Genomic DNA, 15,734 nt, shown 5'->3' with positions numbered 1-15,734 from the left:
ACTACATCCAGCCTTTCCCGCGCCGATCAAGGATAGACCATGAGCCTGCCCTCGCTAGCCCCGATACCGTCGATTCTCCAGTCATTGGTCAGTCGTGCCGAGCAGTCGTTCCGTGCGGCAGTGGCCTTGTTCGACGACGACCACGGGCTGTCGACCTGGACGGCGCAGCGCTGGGAGGCGTTCAACCGCATTGCCGCCGCCAGCGACTTCGTCATCGAGCAGAGCCTACGTGACCCAGTGATGCTGCTGGAGCTGGTGCGCAGCGGCGAACTGGATCGCAGCTTCGCCCCCGGGGAGTTGTGCGCGCAGATCGGCGCCGCGGTGCAGGCCGCCGCAACCGAGGATGAGCTGGGCCGCGTCTTGCGCCGTCAGCGCACCCGCCAGCAGGTACGGATCATCTGGCGCGACCTGACCCGTCAGGCCGACCTGGTCCAGACCTGCCGCGACCTCTCGGACCTGGCCGACGCTTGCATCGACCAGGCTTACCAATGGTTGTACCGGCGCCTCAGCCAACAGTTCGGCACGCCCACCGGGCGGCGCAGCGGCGAGCCGCAACAGATGGTCATCCTCGGCATGGGCAAGCTGGGAGCGGTGGAGCTGAACCTGTCTTCGGACATCGACCTGATTTTCGCCTACCCCGAGGGCGGCGAGACCGTCGGGGTCAAGCGGCCGCTGGATAACCAGGAATTCTTCATCCGGGTCGGTCAGCGCCTGATCAAGGCCCTGGACCCGATGACCGTCGACGGTTTCGTGTTCCGCGTCGACATGCGCCTGCGCCCTTACGGTTCGGCCGGTGCGTTAGTGCTGAGCTTCAACGCCCTGGAGCAGTATTACCAGGACCAGGGGCGCGACTGGGAACGCTACGCCATGATCAAGGCGCGGGTTGTCGCCGGGGATCAGGTGGCCGGTGCGCAACTGCTCGACATGCTGCGCCCGTTCGTCTATCGGCGTTACCTGGACTTTTCCGCCATTGAAGCGCTGCGCACCATGAAGCAGTTGATCCAGCAGGAAGTGCGGCGCAAGGGCATGGCCGACAATATCAAGTTGGGCTCGGGCGGCATCCGTGAGGTGGAGTTCATCGCCCAGGCCTTCCAGTTGATCCACGGCGGTCGCGACTTGAGCTTGCAGCAGCGACCACTGCTCAAAGTGCTCGGGACCCTGGAAGGCCAGGGTTACCTGCCGGCCAAGGTGGTCGATGAGTTGCGCGAGGGCTATGAGTTCCTGCGCTATACCGAGCACGCGATCCAGGCCATCGCCGACCGGCAGACCCAGATGCTGCCGGACAGTGCCCAGGACCAGGCGCGTATCGCCTTCATGTTGGGCTTCGCCGACTGGTCGGCATTTCACGAACACCTGATGCACTGGCGCGGCCGCGTGGCCTGGCATTTCGGCCAGGTCATCGCTGACCCGGATGAGGAAGCGGGCGGCGAGAGCGAAGTGGTGGTGGGCGGCGAATGGTTGCCTTTATGGGAAGACAGCCAGGACGAGGAGGCGGCCTGTCGCCAGCTGGAGGAGGGCGGTTTCGTCGATGCGCCCAAGGCGCTCAAGGCCCTGGCCGTGCTGCGCGGCAGTCCGCAGTTGCGGGCGATGCAGCGTTTGGGGCGCGAGCGTCTGGATGCGTTCATTCCCCGCCTGCTGGCCCAGGCGGTGGAGCACGCCAACCCGGACCTGGTACTGGAGCGGGTGCTGCCGCTGGTGGAGGCGGTGGCCCGACGCTCGGCCTACCTGGTGCTGTTGACGGAGAACCCCGGCGCCCTGCGGCGCTTGCTGACGCTGTGCGCGGCAAGCCCGTGGATCGCCGAGCAGATCACTCGCTTCCCGCTGCTGCTCGATGAGTTGCTCAACGAGGGGCGCTTGTTCAAACCGCCCCTGGCGCCCGAGCTGGCGGCGGAGTTGCGTGAGCGCCTGACGCGGATTCCCGAGGATGACCTGGAGCAGCAGATGGAGGCGCTGCGGCATTTCAAGTTGGCGCACCGCCTGCGGGTGGCCGCCTCGGAAATCGCCGGCAGCCTGCCGTTGATGAAAGTCAGCGACTACCTGACCTGGCTCGCCGAGGCGATTCTCGAACAAGTGCTGGCGTTGGCCTGGCGCCAGACGGCGGCCAAGCATGGCGTGCCGCTGCGTACCGACGGCAGCCTGTGCGATCCCGGCTTCATCATTGTCGGTTATGGGAAAGTCGGCGGCCTGGAACTGGGGCATGGTTCGGACCTGGACCTGGTATTCATCCACGACGGCGACCCCCAGGCGGAGACCGATGGCCCGAAACCGATCGATGGTGCGCAGTTCTTCACCCGCCTCGGTCAGCGGATCATTCACTTGCTGACTGCCCAGACCAACTCCGGGCAGTTATATGAAGTCGATATGCGCCTGCGGCCCTCCGGGGCGTCGGGGTTGCTGGTCAGTTCCCTCGGCGCGTTTGCCCGTTATCAGGAGAACGAAGCCTGGACCTGGGAACATCAGGCGCTGGTGCGGGCCCGGGTGCTGGTGGGCAGCCAGGACGTGGGCCAGGCGTTCGAGAAGGTCCGTGCCCAGGTATTGGGGCGCAAGCGTGACCTGCCGACGTTGCGCCAGGAGGTCAGCGAGATGCGCGCCAAAATGCGCGACAACCTTGGCAGCAAGGCCACCGCTGCCGGGACTGCACCAAACGCTTTCGAGGCCTCGGCGCCCTTCGATCTCAAGCAGGATGCCGGAGGTATCGTCGATATTGAATTTATGGTGCAATACGCGGCCCTGGCGTGGTCCGAGGAACACCCGTCGCTGGCGCGCTACACCGATAACATCCGCATCCTGGAAGGGTTGCAGGAGGTGGGGCTGATGCCGGCCGAAGACGCCACCTTGTTGCGCGAGGCCTATAAAGCCTACCGCTCCGCCGCGCACCGCCAGGCCTTGCAGAAAGAGGCCGGGGTGATCACCGGCGACCAGTTTGTGAATGAGCGTCGACAGGTGCTGCGGATCTGGCGAGAGCTGGGGTTGAGTTGAATACTGATTAAAGGTGGGAGCGGGCTTGCTCGCGAAAGCGGTGTGTCAGGCGAAGTAGATGTTGCAGGTCCTGCCTCTTCGCGAGCAAGCCCGCTCCCACAGTTGGATGAAGAACCCTTGTGGGAGCGAGCCTGCTCGCGATGGCGGAATGTCAGGCAACACAGATGTCGGATGCGATGGCCCTTTCGCGAGCTAGCCCACTCCCACAATGGGTTGCAGTGTTCTTGAGGCGGGGAGGCGTAGGCCTCCCCGTAGCGTTTTTGGAAAGCACATGAATATTCTGATCGTTGGGCCCAGTTGGGTCGGTGACATGGTGATGGCGCAGACACTGTTCCAGTGCCTGAAGCAACGCCACCCGCAATGCGAAATCGACGTCCTGGCCCCCGAGTGGAGCCGGCCGATCCTTGAGCGCATGCCCCAGGTGCGCAAGGCCTTGAGCTTTCCGCTCGGTCACGGCGTGCTGGAACTGGCGACCCGTCGACGCATCGGCAAGTCCCTGGCCGGCCAGTATGACCAGGCGATCCTGCTGCCCAATTCGCTGAAATCGGCGCTGGTGCCGTTCTTCGCCGGGATCCCCAAGCGCACCGGCTGGCGTGGCGAGTTCCGCTACGGCCTGCTCAACGATGTGCGCACCCTCGACAAAGACCGTTACCCGCTGATGATCGAGCGCTTCATGGCCCTCGCTTATGCGCCAGGCGACGAATTGCCCAAGCCGTATCCGCGTCCCAGCCTGGTGATCGACCCGGTGAGCCGTGACGCGGCGCTGGCCAAGTTCGGCCTGAGCCTGGACCGCCCGGTGCTGGCCCTGTGCCCGGGAGCCGAGTTCGGTGAGTCCAAGCGCTGGCCGGCGGAGCATTACGCCCAGGTGGCCGAGGCGAAGATTCGCGAAGGCTGGCAAGTCTGGCTGTTCGGCTCGAAAAAAGACCACCCGGTGGGCGAGGACATCCGCTCACGGCTGATTCCAGGCCTCAGGGAGGAGTCGGTGAACCTCAGCGGCGACACGTCCCTGGCCGAGGCCATCGACCTGCTGTCCTGTGCCGATTCGGTCGTGTCCAACGACTCAGGCCTGATGCACGTGGCCGCCGCGCTGAATCGCCCGTTGGTGGCGGTCTACGGCTCCACTTCGCCAGGCTTTACGCCGCCGCTGGCCGACCAGGTCGAAGTCGTGCGCCTGGGCATCGAGTGCAGCCCATGCTTTGATCGCACCTGCCGCTTCGGTCACTACAATTGCCTGCGCCAGCTCCTGCCGGTGTCGGTGAACGATGCCCTGGAGCGATTGCAGGGCACTCCCGTGGAGGTCCGGTAACTTGCGGGTATTGCTGATCAAGACCTCTTCGCTGGGGGATGTGGTCCACACGTTGCCGGCCCTGACCGACGCCGCGCGGGCGATCCCGGGGATCAAGTTCGATTGGGTGGTGGAAGAAGGCTTCGCCGAAATCCCCACCTGGCACCCGGCCGTGGGCAAGGTCATCCCGGTGGCGATCCGGCGCTGGCGCAAGAACCTCTGGCAGGCCATCAAGAGCGGCGAATGGCGACGCTTCAAGCAAAACATGCGCGCCGAAAAATACGACCTGGTGATCGATGCCCAGGGCTTGCTGAAAAGTGCCTGGCTGACCCGTTACGTCAAGGCGCCGGTGGCCGGCCTGGACAAGGACTCGGCCCGCGAACCCTTCGCCGCGCGTTTCTATAGCCGCCGCCTGGCGGTGGCCCGTGGTCAGCATGCGGTAGAGCGTGTGCGGCAACTGTTCGCCGTGGCGCTGGGGTATGACCTGCCCCGGACCTTGGGTAACTACGGCCTGAATGTCGATCGCCTGGTTGAATTGCCGCGCAAGTACCCCTATGTGGTGTTCCTGCACGGCACAACCTGGGAATCCAAGCATTGGCCCGAGCTTTACTGGCGCCAGCTGACCGAGCGCATGGGGCAGTTCGGCGTCGTGGTGAAGCTGCCATGGGGCAATCCGCTGGAAAAAGCCCGGGCCGAGCGCATTGCCAAGGGGCTGCGCAACGTCGAAGTGTTGCCGAAGCTGAACCTGGGCGGCATGGGCAAGGTGCTTGCCGGTGCCCAGGCCTGCGTGGCGGTGGACACCGGTCTCGGCCACCTGGCCGCAGCCTTGGACGTGCCGACCATTTCGCTGCTCGGCCCGACCAATCCAGTGTTGACCGGCGCCTACGGCAAGGGCCAGGTTCACCTGGCCAGCGATTTTCCCTGCGCGCCTTGCATGCAGAAACAATGCACTTATTCGCCGACCGCCGAAGACGCTCGTCGGTTTGACCTGAAACGCGAGCAGCCCCTGTGCTTCACGCGTCTGAACCCCGAGCGTGTTGCCAGCCACCTGAGCACGTTATTGGCTGAGGAGTCGCGCTGATGCAATTGGCTTTTGTCCTTTACAAGTATTTCCCCTTCGGTGGCCTGCAGCGAGATTTCATGCGCATCGCCCTGGAGTGCCAGCGTCGTGGCCATCAGATCCGCGTCTACACGCTGATCTGGGAAGGCGACGTCCCGCCCGGCTTCGAAGTGCTGGTGGCACCGGTCAAGGCGCTGTTCAATCACCGGCGCAACGAGAAACTCAGCGCCTGGATGGAGGCCGACCTGGCCAAGCGCCCGGTGGACCGTTTGATCGGCTTCAACAAAATGCCCGGCCTGGACGTCTACTACGCCGCCGACGGCTGCTTCGAGGACAAGGCGCAGAACCTGCGCAATTCGCTGTATCGGCGCTGGGGTCGCTACCGGCATTTCGCCGAATACGAGCGGGCGGTGTTCGGCAAAGACGCGAAAACCGAAGTGCTGATGATCTCCGAAGTCCAGCAGCCGCTGTTCATCAAACACTACGACACGCCGCTGGAACGCTTTCACCTGCTGCCGCCGGGCATCGCCCAGGATCGTCGCCGGCCTGCCGATGCCGACGAAATCCGGGCCGCGTTCCGTGCCGAGTTCGCCCTGGCCGACGATGACCTGCTGCTGGTGCAGATCGGTTCCGGGTTCAAGACCAAGGGCGTGGATCGCAGCCTCAAGGCACTGGCCGCGCTGCCGGCGGAACTGAAAAAACGCACCCGGCTGTTTGTAATCGGCCAGGACGACCCCAAAGTATTCCAATTGCAGAGTGCCACGCTGGGGCTCGGCGACAACGTGCGGTTCCTCAAGGGCCGCAGTGACATCCCGCGTTTCCTGCTGGGCGCCGATCTGTTGATCCATCCGGCGTACAACGAAAACACCGGGACGGTACTGCTTGAAGCGCTGGTGGCCGGCTTGCCGGTGCTGGTCAGTGCGGTGTGCGGATACGCCCACTACATCGCCGAGGCCGACAGCGGCCTGGTGCTCGACGAGCCGTTCGAACAGGCGCAGCTCACCGACTATCTGGGCCGGATGTTGAGCGACACCGAGGCGCGGGCGGCCTGGAGCCGCAACGGTCTGGCCTTCGCCGAGACGGCCGACCTCTACAGCATGCCGCAGCACGCGGCCGATGTGATATTGGCGGAGCACGCACAATGAAATTGATGCTGGCCGAACCGTTCAAGAGCCTCTGGGCCGGGCGCGATGCGTTCGCCGAAGTCGAGGCGCTCAAGGGCGAGGTCTATCGCGAACTGGAAGCCCGGCGCACCTTGCGCACGGAGGTGGACGGACGTGGCTTTTTCGTGAAGATCCACCGTGGCATCGGTTGGGGCGAGATCGTCAAGAACCTGGTCACCGCCAAGCTGCCGGTCCTCGGCGCAGGACAGGAATGGAAAGCGATCCAGCGCTTGCAGCAAGTCGGCGTGCCGACCATGACCGCTGTTGCGTACGGCGAGAAGGGCAGCAACCCGGCGGACCAGCACTCGTTCATTGTCACCGAGGAGCTGGCGCCGACCGTCAGCCTCGAAGATTTCAGCATCGACTGGGTCAAGCAACCACCCGAGCCAGTGCTCAAGCGGGCGCTGATCGGCGAAGTGGCGCGCATGACCGGCATGATGCACCGCGCCGGGGTCAACCACCGGGACTGTTATATCTGCCACTTTCTGCTGCACACCGACAAACCGGTGACCGCGCAGGATTTCAAGTTGTCGGTGATCGACCTGCACCGTGCCCAGACCCGCCCGGCCATTACCACCCGCTGGCGCAACAAGGACCTGGCGGCGCTGTACTTCTCGGCCCTGGACATCGGCTTGACCCGGCGCGACAAGCTGCGTTTTCTCAAAGGCTATTTCCAGCAGCCGCTGCGCCGGATCCTCGCCGAAGAGGCTCCGCTGCTTAGTTGGCTGGAAGGCAAGGCCAACAAGCTGTATGCCCGCAAGCAGCGCTACGGGGACGCACTCTGATGTCGGGTTGGAAGCTGGAACCGGCCTACGCCGACCTGGCGCAGGACTTCGGCAGCCTCGAGGCGGTGTTTGCCTTGCAAGGTGAGCGCCTGACCCGAGACCCGTTGTCCGAAGTGATCCGGGTGCAGCGCAACGGTGTGAATTATTACGTCAAGCGCTACGTCGGGGCTGGCAAGGGTTTGCGCCGATACCTGGGCAAGCCCCGGGTCAAGTCCGAGTGGCAGAACCTCAAGCGCTTCGCCAAATGGGGCATTCCCACCGCCGAAATCGTTGGCTGGGGCCTGGAGCGCAACGGCGCCGCCTATGCCCGTGGCGCGATGATCACCCGCGAACTGCCGCATACCGAAGACCTGTCGGCCCTGGCCGATCGTCACGATCGGCGGCTGACCGATCGCAATTGGGTCGATGGTGTGAGCCAACAGCTGGCTGGCTACACGCGAACCATGCATGAACACCGCTTCACCCATAACGATCTGAAGTGGCGCAACCTGCTGATCGACGACCGGGCGCAGCTGTTCCTGATCGATTGCCCGAACGGTGATTTCTGGAGCGGCTTCTGGCTCAAGTACCGTATCACCAAGGACCTGGCGTGCCTGGATAAAGTGGCCAAGTATCATTTGTCCGCGACCCAACGCCTGCGTTTTTACCTGCAATATCGCCAGCGGGATCGGCTCGATGCGCGCGATAAAAAGCGTATCCGCCACGTGGTGAGATTTTTCGAGGGGCGTGAATGACTGATTTTCTGGCCGCTGAGGACCGGGCGTTGCTGCAGCGTCATGGCCTGGACAGCTTCGATGCCCTGTGGGCGCGACAACTGGACGCGGTGGACGAGCCCAACACTTCGGGCGACGGTTGGAGCAGCGTGTTCCGGCTGGAGTTGGAAGGGCAAGGTTATTACCTCAAGCGCCAGAGCAATTACCTGACGCGAACCTGGACCCACCCCTTTGGCGAGCCGAGTTTTTCCCGGGAATTTCGCAATATCAGCCGTTATCGGCAGTTGGGGATTCCGGCGCTGCAAGCCGTGTTCTACGGCCAGCGCAAGGTGGACGGCGAAGTGCGCGCAATCCTGCTGACCCGCGCCCTGGATGGCTGGGATGACCTGGATTCGCTCCTGCAACGCTGGCCGGCCCTGACGGCGGCGCAGCGCAACACCATCCTGAACGCCTGCGGCCAATTGGCGCGGCGACTGCACGGTTTGCATCAGGTGCACGGCTGCTTTTATCCCAAGCATATTTTCCTGCAAGCCACCCCCAGTGGTTATCAGGCGCAATTGATCGACCTGGAAAAGACCCGACCGCTGCTGTTCGGCTGGCGTGACCGGGTCAAGGACCTGGAGCCCTTGTTGCGTCGGGCATCGATCTGGAGTGATGCCGATGTGCGCCAGTTGTTGTCTACCTATCTGGATCAGCCGCCCGATTCCGGGCTGGTGGACAGTTGGATGGGACGCCTGAGTGTCCGGCGCAGCCAAAAGAGAGCCCGTTGATGCGTTTGTCAGAGTTGAAGAGCGTCGGTCGCAATCCCGTCCTGCCGCTGAGCCTGGAGCTGGCCGATGCCGCAGGCCCGGCACAATTGCAGTTGCTTTCGCTGTTGCGGGTGTTGCCGGGGCAGCGTTACGTCGGCGCGGGCGTCTGGCGCGGCCGGCCGGTGCTGGCCAAATTACTGGTCGGCAGCAAGGCCGCTCGGCATTTTCAACGGGAACTGCAAGGTGTGCGCCTGTTGGCAGAGCAAGGGCTGACGACCCCGTTGTTGCTGGCTGACGGCCTGAAAGACGGCGAGGGTGGTTGGCTGTTATTTGAGTTGCTCGAAGATGCCGAGAGCCTGGGAGACGCCTGGAAACAGGTCGAGCACCTGCCATTGCTGGCTGACGAGCAGGCTGCGGTACTGGCCGAAGCCCTGGGCGCCATCGCCCAATTGCACAGCAAAGGCTTGTGGCAGGAAGACCTGCATCTGGACAATCTGCTGCGTCATGGCGGCCAGCTCTATTTGATTGACGGTGCCGGCATTCGCGCCGAAACGGCGGGCCAACCGCTGTCGCGACAGAAGGTGCTGGAAAACCTGGGGGTGTTTTTCGCGCAGTTGCCCAAATCCCTGGCGCCCTTCAACGAAGAGTTGTTGGTGCATTACCTGCTGGGTAACGCCGAGCATGCGTTACCCATGGAGGCCCTGCAAAAGCAGATCGACAAGGTCCAGGCCTGGCGCTTGAAGGACTTCCTGGAAAAGGTCGGGCGCGAGTGCAGCCTGTTCAGTGTGCGGCGCGGCGCATTCGGCCTGCGGGCCATCCGCCGCGAGGAAGAAGCCGCCATGTTACCGGTGCTGGAGCAGGCGGATGCCCTGCTTGACCAGGGCCACTTGTACAAGACCGGTGGCGCGGCGAGCGTCGGCAAGGTCCAGGTGAGCGGCCGTAGCCTGGTGATCAAGCGCTACAACATCAAGAGTTTTGCCCATTGGCTCAAGCGTTTCTGGCGCCCCAGCCGTGCCTGGCATTCCTGGCGCGAAGGCCATCGCCTGGCCTTCCTCGGCATTGCCACGCCCAAGCCGTTGGCATTGTTGGAAAGGCGTTTTTTGTGGCTGCGCCGTGGCGCGTACCTGGTCACCGAGCATCTGTCGGGGCCGGACATCATCGAGCGCTTTGCCCCTTATGTGGAAAGTGGCGAGGCGCCCGAATCCGAACTGCTCGCCCTGGACCGGTTGTTCGCCGATCTCATCCGCGAGCGTATCAGCCATGGCGACTTCAAGGGTCACAACCTGTTCTGGCAGCACGACCGCTGGGCGCTGATCGATCTCGACTCCATGTGCCAGCACCGCACCCAGGCCAGCTTCGCCCCGGCGTACGCCCGGGATCGGGCACGGTTCATGCGCAACTGGCCGCAAGAGAGTGCGTTGTATCGGGTGATTGATGAGCGGCTGCCCAAGGCTATAAAGGCTCAAGCCTGAGGTCGTCCGCGGCCTGCTATCGCGAGCAGGCTCGCTCCCACAGGGGCCGATGATAGTCACAGGATCTATGCACGCCGCGGTCCACTGTGGGAGCGAGCCTGCTCGCGATAGCGCCAGATCGGTATTGGAAGCCTATAACGCTCCATATACATGTCGTAGTAATTCGCCACAAGCTCGCGCTTCACCGCTAGAGGTTTGAGGTGGCTTTTAAGTTATAATCGCCCCCTTTGGCTGCCCCGCGCCCCGGCGAGTGGCACATCAATTTTTTTCGAGGCGCTTGTCGCCCGTATGCAGATTAAGAGGCTAGACCCCTGTGGCATTGACGATTCTTGGCCTGTCCGGCGCCCTTAGCCATGATCCTTCCGCAGCGCTGTACATTGACGGCAAGCTGATCGCGGCAGCCGAGGAAGAGCGCTTCGTACGCGATAAGCACGCAAAGAACCGCATGCCCTATGAGTCGGCGAAGTTCTGCCTGGAGCAGGCCGGCATCAAGCCGTCCGACGTCGATGTGGTGGCGATTCCGTTCGCCCCGATCAGCCTGTTCGGCGAGGCGCGCTGGCACTACGCCAAGCGCTACTGGTACGCCCCGGACCGTGCCCTCGATGCAATCCTGATGGGTAATCGTCGCTACAAGCGTTATCGCCGCAAGATCGTCTGGTGCCTGGAGCAACTGGGCTTCGACCCGAAAAAGATCAAGATCGAGCCGGTCGAGCATCACCTGGCCCATGCCTCCAGCGCCTACCATTGCTCGGGTTTCCAGGAAAAAACCGCGATCCTGGGCATCGACGGCAAGGGCGAATACGCCACGACCTTCTTCGGCTACGGCGAGAACGGCAAGATTCACAAGATCAAGGAATTCTACGATCCGGATTCCCTGGGTGGCCTGTACGGCGCGATCACCGAGTTCCTCGGTTTTGAAATGCTTGACGGCGAGTTCAAGGTCATGGGCATGGCACCTTACGGTGATGCCAGCAAATACGACTTCTCGCGCCTGGCTTCGTTCGAGAATGGCGAACTGGTGATCAATACCGACTACGCCAACGTCATCGGCCTGCGCCGCTATAAAGAGAAGGGCAAGGGCTTCTACTTCTCGCCGAAGCTGATCGAATGGCTCGGCCCGAAACGTGAAGGCGACATCGCCGACGAGCCTTACATCCACTACGCGGCCAGTATGCAGGCGTTGTTCGAGAAACTCGCGCTGCAGATGATTGACCACTACCTGGGCGACGTGCTCAAGGAAACCGGCAAGCTGGCGTTCGCCGGTGGCTGTGCCCTGAACGTCAAGCTGAACCAGAAGATCATCGCCCGTGACGACGTCAAGGAGCTGTTCGTACAGCCGGCCTCCGGCGACGCCGGCACCGCAGTCGGCGCGGCGGCCTATGTGTCTCACGCCCGTGGCGTGCCGGTGGAGAAGATGGAGCACGTCTATCTCGGCCCGGCCTACAGCAACGAAGACGTGATTGCCGCCTGCGCCCGTCATCCGAGCAAGCCGGCGTGGCGCAAGATCGACAACACCCCCGAGCGCATCGCGAAGATTATGGTCGATGGCAACCCGGTTGCCTGGTTCCAGGGTCGCATGGAGTTTGGCCCGCGTGCCTTGGGCGGTCGTTCGATCATCGGTTGCCCGAGCGCCAGTGGCGTGGCGGATCGCATCAACGAACAGATCAAGTTCCGCGAGCGCTGGAGACCTTTCTGCCCGTCGATGCTCGACACCGTCGCGCCGCAGATGATCAAGGTCGACCACCCCGCGCCGTTCATGACCTTCACCTTCGAAGTGGCCGAGGAGTGGAAGACCCGCGTGCCGGAAGTCGTCCATGAGGACGGCACTTCCCGGGCCCAGGTGCTCAAGCGCGAATACAACCCGCGCTACTACGACATGATGAAAGCGCTGGAAGTCCTGACGGGCAACGGCGTGTCCTTGAACACCTCGCTCAACCGCCGTGGCGAACCGATGATCTGTTCGCCGACCGATGCGTTGAACATGTTTTTCGGCTCCGACCTGCAGTACTTGATCATGGAAGATATTCTGGTGGTCAAAGAGGGTGTGGATGCTTATGACACGTTCGGCTGAGCGGCATGTACTGCAGTTCTGTCACGGTTATGACGGGCCGTTCCTGGACTGTGCGCGACAATACGCCAGTCTGTTCGCGGGCACAGGCTACCGGGTGACCACGGTGTTTCTCACCGGGGTCGCGGACGCGCAGGTAGCCGCCAGTTGTGCCTCGGACGAGGTGCTGTTCATGGAGTACAAGTCCAGCGCCATTCGGGGCCTGAAGCTGGGAGCCATCGGCGATCTGCGCAAGATCGCCGCGTCGCGCAATTTCAGCTTCTGTATTGCCCATCGTTTCAAGCCGATCTATATCGCCCTGCTCGGGACCTCCTTGCCGGTGATCGGCGTGCATCATGCCTTTGGTGATTACAGGCGGCGTACCCGTCGCTTGTTCGCCCATATCTTCCGTAAGCGCTTGAGCCTGCTTGGGGTTTCCAATGCGGTGCGTGACGACCTGCGCCGCTGCCTGTCGAAGTGGCCGGCCGTGCGGATCCAGACGCTCTACAACCGCATCGATCTCGACGCTACCCAGGCCGCGTTGCTGTCGCGCGATGAAGCGCGGCATACCCTTGGGCTGGACCCGGACGCCTGGATAGTCGGCAATGTCGGACGCCTGCACCCGGACAAGGACCAGGCCACGTTGTTGCGTGGCTTTGCCGCCGCGCTGGCCTATCTGCCGGCTAACAGCCAACTGGCGATTCTCGGCGAGGGGCGGCTGGAACAGGAACTGCGCAAGCTCGCGCTTGAACTGGGCATTGCCGATCGGGTGATGTTTCTCGGCCAGGTGCCTGACGCCCGCCGCTATTTCCGTGCCTTTGATGTATTTGTCCTGAGCTCCAACCACGAGCCGTTTGGCATGGTACTGCTTGAGGCCATGGCCACAGGCGTACCGTTGCTGGCCACCGCCTGTGGCGGTGCGAAGGAAGTGGTCGAAGGCGTCGGCATCCTGTTTCCCCTGGGCGACGCCGAACACATGGCCCAGGGGCTGCAACACCTGGCGGCCATGGATGACCTGCAGCATCGTCAATGCGCCGAGCTGATGCTCGACCGCTTGCGTGAACGTTTCTCGGATCGTGCTGTGCGCGAGGCCTTCTGGCGTTTGCCCCAAGTCATCGACCTGGCGCCGAGAGCCTGATGCTCAATCGATTCCAGGGTTGGCGCGAGCGTGGCTGGACAGCCGTCGATGCATCGATTTATGCCCAGGCCTGGCAGCGTTTTGGCGGCAGTGTCGCCACCCATCCGCTGGTGGTCGAGCGTCTGGCCGCCCTGGCGGGGATTCCCGTGCGCTACCTGGCGTACGAGCAGCAAGGCGAAGTGAAGGCCGCGATTCCAACCTGGGGCCGCGACCTGGCATTGTCCAAGGACGTGCTCAAGCGCTGCGGCAAAAAAGGCTTGTTCGATCTGGGCAACGCTGAGCTGATCCTGCCGGCGGCGCCCGATGCCCAGGCACCGTTGCGTCACCGCGCACGTTACCTGTCGCAGCTCAACCAGGGACGCTTCAGTGGCTTGAAGTTGCAGCAGGAACAACTGGCCATGGCCCGCACGCCGGAAGACCTGTCCAAGAAGTTTCGCTACAACCAACGCCGTGAACTGCGTTTGCTGGAAGAGGCGGGCGGGTTGGTGCGGCCGGTCGAAGCGTTCACCAGCGAAGAACTGGCGTCGATCTACTGCGACCTGTTCCAGCGCCGCTGGGGCTTTGCCGCCACCGGTGCCGAGCGCATGGGCGAGGTGATCGGGCTGTTGCGCCAATGGTTGATCGGTTCGGTGATTTTCCTCAACGAAGCCCCCATCGCCATCCAGTTGGTGTATCGCGTGGAAGCGCCCGAGTGGATCAGCGTCGAGTACATCAATGGTGGTGTCGACCCGCAAACCCGCGAATTCAGTCCTGGCAGCGTGTTGAGTTTCCTCAACACCCAGAGCGCCTGGGAACATGCCCGCGCCGCCGGCAAGCCGCTGCGTTTTTCGTTCGGCAGGGCGGACCGGGAATACAAGGACCGTTGGTGCAGCCCCGTGCCGGTGTTTACCGTATGAACCCGTCGATGAGTCGCAAGCAACATCTACTCAAGCGCCACCGTCGCAACAAGCGCGTGGGCCTGTTGCTCGCGCTCGTTGTGCTGGCATTGCTGGGCGTGCTGGTCGCCTGGTGGCTGCCATTGGTGCTTGCGGTGCTGGGCTGGGTCGCCCATGAGGCGTGGTTCGCCGACCACCTGTTCTATTCACCCGGGGACGATTACCAATACAGCTTTCCGCCCTTTACCCAGCAGCCCAAGGTGCATCTGAATGCCGGGCGGCTGCGGCTGGATGAGGGCGTGATCCTGGACGACGACGCAACGCTTATCCTGGCGTTGCGGGTAAAAAGCAACTGGCTGGGACGCTTTATCGACCCGGTTGTCGAGTTGTCGGGCGGTGACGCGTCGGATCGACAGACGTTCGAGCGCGGTGTCAACGGCCTGCGTTATCTCAACCTCAGCGAGCAGGGGCCTGCATTGTCCCGGGGCGAGCTGCACCTGCGCGGGCGCTTCTGTCGCTTGCAGGGGGAGCCGACGCTCTGGTCCTTCACTTCGCCGCCACTGCAACGCCAACGGGTGATGGTCATCGCGCCTCATGCCGACGATGCCGAGCTGGCCGCCTACGGGCTGTACAGCCAGGCAGACGAAACCTGGATCGTGACCCTGACCGCCGGTGAAGTCGAAGCCGGACATTATCAACGCATGGGCCTGGATGGCGTCGAAGCCGCGCGGCTCAAGGGTCGCTTGCGCGCCTGGGACAGCATTGCCGTGCCTCGCTGGGCCGGGGTGCCTGAAACCCGGTGTGTGCAGCTGGGCTACTTCTGTCTGCAACTGGCGGCCATGCAAGCGGCGCCCAGTCAACCCCAGGGCTCTCGCAAGGCTGACCTGAGTGACACCCGGCTGTTTCGCCGGATGAACCCTTTTGTGCTGCCGGGCGATGCTGACGGTGCGCCCACCTGGAACAATCTGCTGGCAGACCTGCGTGAGCTGCTGCTCAAGGCCCGTCCAGAAGTGATTGTGCTGCCGCATCCGACGCTCGACCCACATGCCGATCACGTCTGCGCGCATGACGCCGTGATGCAAGCGCTGGTGGGCCTGGAATGGCAGCCAACGACGCTGCTGGGGTACGCCAATCACCTGCATGACAATGACCGGTGGCCCATGGGCAATACGGGAGAGGGCGTGGCGTTACCGCCGGTCTTTGATCCGCAGCGGCCAATGCATCCCCTGAGCCTGCCGCTGTCGGTAGCACTCCAGCGCGACAAGGCCATGGCGCTGGGCATGATGCATGACCTGCAACCCCCGTTGCCATTGAAGCGACGGTTGAGGCGCTTGATCCAGGGGTTGCTGACCACCCGGATCGGTTCCGTCTATGGCGAGAACGAGTTTTTCCGTAAGGCGGTCAGGCGTCACGAGCTTTTCTGGCTGATGAAGTCTTCTGAAACGCAGATAAAGCAGAAGTGACGCAG

At 63.1% G+C, this 15,734-nt stretch carries 12 protein-coding genes; all 12 read left to right on the top strand.

Annotated elements, in window-relative coordinates; translation table 11 throughout:
• Positions 1 to 39 precede the first annotated feature (39 nt).
• The 12 genes from glnE (at position 40) to RGM2987_RS13305 (ending at position 15,729) form a co-directional block, all read left to right on the top strand.
• Entirely contained in the window at positions 40 to 2,979 is a 2,940-nt protein-coding gene (gene glnE, locus RGM2987_RS13360; RefSeq protein WP_245141833.1) for a bifunctional [glutamate--ammonia ligase]-adenylyl-L-tyrosine phosphorylase/[glutamate--ammonia-ligase] adenylyltransferase, read from the top strand.
• Positions 2,980 to 3,250: 271 nt separating this feature from the next.
• Positions 3,251 to 4,285 (top strand): lipopolysaccharide heptosyltransferase II, encoded by a 1,035-nt coding sequence (gene waaF / locus RGM2987_RS13355; RefSeq protein WP_245141830.1) that lies wholly within the window; start codon positions 3,251 to 3,253, stop codon positions 4,283 to 4,285.
• A gap of 1 nt (position 4,286) precedes the next feature.
• The gene (waaC, locus tag RGM2987_RS13350; RefSeq protein ID WP_245141827.1) at positions 4,287 to 5,345 is read left to right on the top strand and encodes a lipopolysaccharide heptosyltransferase I; all 1,059 of its coding nucleotides are present in this window, start codon (positions 4,287 to 4,289) and stop codon (positions 5,343 to 5,345) included.
• Complete coding sequence (locus tag RGM2987_RS13345) at positions 5,345 to 6,469, top strand: glycosyltransferase family 4 protein (RefSeq protein ID WP_245141824.1); 1,125 nt, start codon at positions 5,345 to 5,347, stop codon at positions 6,467 to 6,469. The genes waaC and RGM2987_RS13345 overlap by 1 nt, the downstream gene beginning before the upstream one ends.
• Positions 6,466 to 7,272 (top strand): lipopolysaccharide core heptose(I) kinase RfaP, encoded by an 807-nt coding sequence (gene rfaP / locus RGM2987_RS13340; RefSeq protein ID WP_245141822.1) that lies wholly within the window; start codon positions 6,466 to 6,468, stop codon positions 7,270 to 7,272. Before RGM2987_RS13345 ends, rfaP begins: the two co-directional genes overlap by 4 nt.
• A complete protein-coding gene (locus RGM2987_RS13335) occupies positions 7,272 to 8,006 on the top strand; it encodes a lipopolysaccharide kinase InaA family protein (RefSeq protein ID WP_245141820.1) in 735 nt (244 codons plus the stop codon). Before rfaP ends, RGM2987_RS13335 begins: the two co-directional genes overlap by 1 nt.
• Positions 8,003 to 8,755, top strand: coding sequence for a lipopolysaccharide kinase InaA family protein (locus RGM2987_RS13330; RefSeq protein ID WP_245141818.1), 753 nt, complete (start codon positions 8,003 to 8,005; stop codon positions 8,753 to 8,755). The genes RGM2987_RS13335 and RGM2987_RS13330 overlap by 4 nt, the downstream gene beginning before the upstream one ends.
• Positions 8,755 to 10,206 carry a lipopolysaccharide kinase InaA family protein gene (locus tag RGM2987_RS13325; RefSeq protein ID WP_245141815.1) on the top strand — a complete coding sequence of 484 codons (1,452 nt, stop codon included), beginning with the start codon at positions 8,755 to 8,757 and terminating at the stop codon, positions 10,204 to 10,206. The genes RGM2987_RS13330 and RGM2987_RS13325 overlap by 1 nt, the downstream gene beginning before the upstream one ends.
• Before the next feature lie 313 nt (positions 10,207 to 10,519).
• Positions 10,520 to 12,277 carry a carbamoyltransferase gene (locus RGM2987_RS13320; protein WP_245141812.1) on the top strand — a complete coding sequence of 586 codons (1,758 nt, stop codon included), beginning with the start codon at positions 10,520 to 10,522 and terminating at the stop codon, positions 12,275 to 12,277.
• Positions 12,261 to 13,391: a glycosyltransferase gene (locus tag RGM2987_RS13315; RefSeq protein ID WP_245141860.1), complete on the top strand. Its 1,131-nt coding sequence runs from the start codon at positions 12,261 to 12,263 to the stop codon at positions 13,389 to 13,391. The genes RGM2987_RS13320 and RGM2987_RS13315 overlap by 17 nt, the downstream gene beginning before the upstream one ends.
• Positions 13,391 to 14,287 carry an antimicrobial resistance protein Mig-14 gene (locus tag RGM2987_RS13310; RefSeq protein ID WP_245141809.1) on the top strand — a complete coding sequence of 299 codons (897 nt, stop codon included), beginning with the start codon at positions 13,391 to 13,393 and terminating at the stop codon, positions 14,285 to 14,287. Before RGM2987_RS13315 ends, RGM2987_RS13310 begins: the two co-directional genes overlap by 1 nt.
• A gap of 8 nt (positions 14,288 to 14,295) precedes the next feature.
• Positions 14,296 to 15,729 carry a PIG-L family deacetylase gene (locus RGM2987_RS13305; protein WP_245141807.1) on the top strand — a complete coding sequence of 478 codons (1,434 nt, stop codon included), beginning with the start codon at positions 14,296 to 14,298 and terminating at the stop codon, positions 15,727 to 15,729.
• Positions 15,730 to 15,734 lie beyond the last annotated feature (5 nt).

The sequence above is a fragment of the Pseudomonas sp. RGM2987 genome (genome assembly GCF_022952855.1).
In the GTDB taxonomy this organism is placed as follows: domain Bacteria; phylum Pseudomonadota; class Gammaproteobacteria; order Pseudomonadales; family Pseudomonadaceae; genus Aquipseudomonas.
The sequence above is the reverse complement of the archived record's forward strand: the minus strand, read 5'-3'. Positions and strand labels throughout refer to the sequence as shown.

Coding starts and splice junctions, on each gene's coding strand:
- glnE (WP_245141833.1), top strand. CDS start 40: ATGAGCCTGCCCTCGCTAGCCCCGATACCGTCGATTCTCCAGTCATTG.
- waaF (WP_245141830.1), top strand. CDS start 3,251: ATGAATATTCTGATCGTTGGGCCCAGTTGGGTCGGTGACATGGTGATG.
- RGM2987_RS13345 (WP_245141824.1), top strand. CDS start 5,345: ATGCAATTGGCTTTTGTCCTTTACAAGTATTTCCCCTTCGGTGGCCTG.
- rfaP (WP_245141822.1), top strand. CDS start 6,466: ATGAAATTGATGCTGGCCGAACCGTTCAAGAGCCTCTGGGCCGGGCGC.
- RGM2987_RS13335 (WP_245141820.1), top strand. CDS start 7,272: ATGTCGGGTTGGAAGCTGGAACCGGCCTACGCCGACCTGGCGCAGGAC.
- RGM2987_RS13330 (WP_245141818.1), top strand. CDS start 8,003: ATGACTGATTTTCTGGCCGCTGAGGACCGGGCGTTGCTGCAGCGTCAT.
- RGM2987_RS13325 (WP_245141815.1), top strand. CDS start 8,755: ATGCGTTTGTCAGAGTTGAAGAGCGTCGGTCGCAATCCCGTCCTGCCG.
- RGM2987_RS13315 (WP_245141860.1), top strand. CDS start 12,261: ATGACACGTTCGGCTGAGCGGCATGTACTGCAGTTCTGTCACGGTTAT.
- RGM2987_RS13310 (WP_245141809.1), top strand. CDS start 13,391: ATGCTCAATCGATTCCAGGGTTGGCGCGAGCGTGGCTGGACAGCCGTC.
- RGM2987_RS13305 (WP_245141807.1), top strand. CDS start 14,296: ATGAGTCGCAAGCAACATCTACTCAAGCGCCACCGTCGCAACAAGCGC.